3 protein-coding genes are annotated in these 2639 nt (G+C 47.4%); all 3 read left to right on the plus strand.

The window, feature by feature from the left end:
* A partial coding sequence (locus DKW60_RS22750; protein ID WP_181389862.1) for a transglutaminase family protein occupies window positions 1-594 on the plus strand: 594 nt, incomplete at its 5' end.
* Window positions 595-1142: 548 nt separating this feature from the next.
* Window positions 1143-1955, plus strand: coding sequence for an amidohydrolase family protein (locus DKW60_RS22755; protein WP_109839950.1), 813 nt, complete (start codon window positions 1143-1145; stop codon window positions 1953-1955).
* On the plus strand, window positions 1945-2394 hold the full coding sequence (locus DKW60_RS22760) for a FixH family protein (protein WP_181389863.1): 450 nt from the start codon (window positions 1945-1947) through the stop codon (window positions 2392-2394). Before DKW60_RS22755 ends, DKW60_RS22760 begins: the two co-directional genes overlap by 11 nt.
* Window positions 2395-2639 lie beyond the last annotated feature (245 nt).

Below are 2639 nucleotides of genomic sequence, written 5' to 3' on the forward strand. Positions count from 1 at the left end.
TCTACTCAGATTGGTGATATCGCCATTCATCTGCACAGTGCGATTGAGCCGTGGCATGTATTGGGTGAAGAGTCTGGGTCACAGGGGACTGCGCGCTATGTCGATTCCTCTCTGGAGCGCATTCAGGTCAGCATCGAAGGTTTGACTGACTCCCGCTATATTCTGGTGTGTAATGGTCAGCGTGTGCCGCTAAAGAGTACCGGCAAGCATGGTGAATATGTGGCGGGGATTCGTTACCGTGCATGGAATCCGCCATCAGCACTGCACCCAACCATTGGTGTGCATGCGCCGCTGGTATTGGATTTGGTGGATACCTGGAATGATCGCTCCGTGGGTGGTTGTACTTACCATGTGGCGCATCCGGGTGGATTGAATCCGGAAAGCTCGCCAATTAATCCGCTGGAAGCAGAATCACGTCGGATCAGTCGTTTCTGGGAGTTTGGTCACACGCCAGTGTCGATCTCGAATCCGGGTTATCAGGAATCTGCGCGTGAGGTGGTTGAGCATACCAGCAGCGAGTCCAGCTTCAGTAATCTGCCGCTGAAAGAGACTAAGGAATATCCTTATACCTTGGATCTGCGCAATACATTGTAGGCACACTCGCCTGACAATCTAGCATTGCTTGAGCGGTTTGCCAGAGCAATTGTTCATTAACCCCTATGTAATTAATCGTTGCATAGGGGTTAGTTGGTATTTGTTACAGGCAAAAAAAACCACCGCGTCCTTGCGGTGGTCTATGTCTGTGTGTGACAACAGGTATTGGGGGAAACCTGCTTCTTCACGACACTCGCGCAATTGCCTCGGGCTAAAGGCTGCGCTTAAGTCACTGCAAACGGGCTAATCTGCAGTGATATGAGGATACGGTTATTCTGATGTGGTCGTATCTCTCGGGGTCAGGTTTAATAACCTTGGCATATAACTGTTAGTGTACACCATTCAGCTTAGGTTCAGTTAAAAATGAAAAAATTTAGTAACTGTCCGGATATGGCAGCGTAACTGAGTAATTTTTATATAAAAATAACGGCTAAGTATATGATATTAAAGAGAATATGACAATTTGGTAAATTCACGTTATTTCCACATTGTACGTGGCAATCTCAGTTAATATCTAACGGACCGTATCGAAACCTGAGGCCATGCTTATGAAATACCCGCTAATATTAACATTGAGTCTTTTGAGTAGTATCGCAGCTGCAGAGTCTATGCCGGTGTTTGATGCACACATTCACTACAGTCATGATGCGGTGATTCAGGTACCACCGGCGGAGGCCGCAGCGTTATTGCGTCAGGCAGGCGTGAAGAAAGCATTGATCTCCAGCTCGGACGATGACGGTACGCAAAAGATTTACCAGCAAGCGCCTGAGATTGTGGTTCCCGCACTACGCCCATACCGCCGTCGTGGTGAAATCAGTACTTGGATGAATGACCCAACCGTGATTGATTATGTTGAGGCTCGCTTAGCAAAATATAAGTACAAGGCGCTGGGTGAGTTTCATGCTTACGGTGCAGACATCGAAACACCGGTGCTACAGCATATGATCGCGCTGGCCAAGCAGCACGACCTGTTATTGCACGCCCATTCTGATGCCGATGCGATTGACCGAATATTCAAAACCTTTCCGCAGGCGCGTGTGTTGTGGGCACATTCTGGTTTTGATCGTCCGGATGAGATTCGGGCGATGTTAAGAAAACACAAAAATTTATGGAGCGATTTGGCCTTCAGAAATGATCAGGCCAGCAATGGCAAAGTCCCTGATGAGTGGCGCGCTGCGTTTGAAGAGTTTCCGGACCGCTTTATGGTCGGCACGGATACCTTTGCACCGGAGCGTTGGTATTACATCGCCTCTCACGCGGAGTACACGCGAGGTTGGTTGAAAGATTTACCGCCTGTACTGGCCAGAAAAATTGCTTTTGAAAATGCAGACAAGATGTTGGGTACTAAAAATGGAAAGTAGAGTGTTAATCAGCGCTGTCTTTGTGATTGCGTGTTTTATTGCAGAGTCGTACGCCTTTGTCGTGTCTGATGAGTGCAAGATTGGTGACGGTTGGATTGCCATGAGTACTGCGGATACTGCCGAGGATTCTGAAGAAAATCCCGAAATGGCGATCATAAACCTGAAGCCTGATGAGATAGCGTTAGGGAAGCCGTTTTCGTTTAACCTGAAAGTGTGCGCAGCGCAGATGGTGAAGCCTGACCGAATCACTGTGGATGCCACTATGCCAGCGCACAAACATGGCATGAATTACACCCCGACGGTTGCGTTTGACGAAGAATCTAACAGCTATAAGGTTGAGGATTTCTTGTTTCACATGCCGGGCGAATGGGAGATTAGTTTGTCTACGTTTCAGGGTAAGGCAGTGACTCATTATACGAAGGTGGTTCGTGTGAACTAACGTTCTATGCTGGAAGATGGTAAGACGCACTTACTACATCCTAATCAGGGTTTACAGATTACCGCGGGTAAGCCTCATCAGCATCAGTTAAGAAACTTACACAACGAAAATCTCTCATTAATGGTTATCTCAACCCCGCCCAGCCGTGGTGATCGCGTTGCGCTTGAGACATTTACATAGATATTGGAGCTTAGGATATGAAACGGTTTATTAGATTTTCTTGTTTGTTGTTCGTTCTGTTATTG

Source organism: Leucothrix pacifica (genome assembly GCF_003172875.1).
GTDB classification, from domain to species: Bacteria; Pseudomonadota; Gammaproteobacteria; order Thiotrichales; family Thiotrichaceae; genus Leucothrix; species Leucothrix pacifica.

What these genes read in the sequence shown, in the direction of transcription:
- DKW60_RS22755 (WP_109839950.1), top strand. Translation starts at nt 1,143, where the DNA reads ATGAAATACCCGCTAATATTAACATTGAGTCTTTTGAGTAGTATCGCA.
- DKW60_RS22760 (WP_181389863.1), top strand. Translation starts at nt 1,945, where the DNA reads ATGGAAAGTAGAGTGTTAATCAGCGCTGTCTTTGTGATTGCGTGTTTT.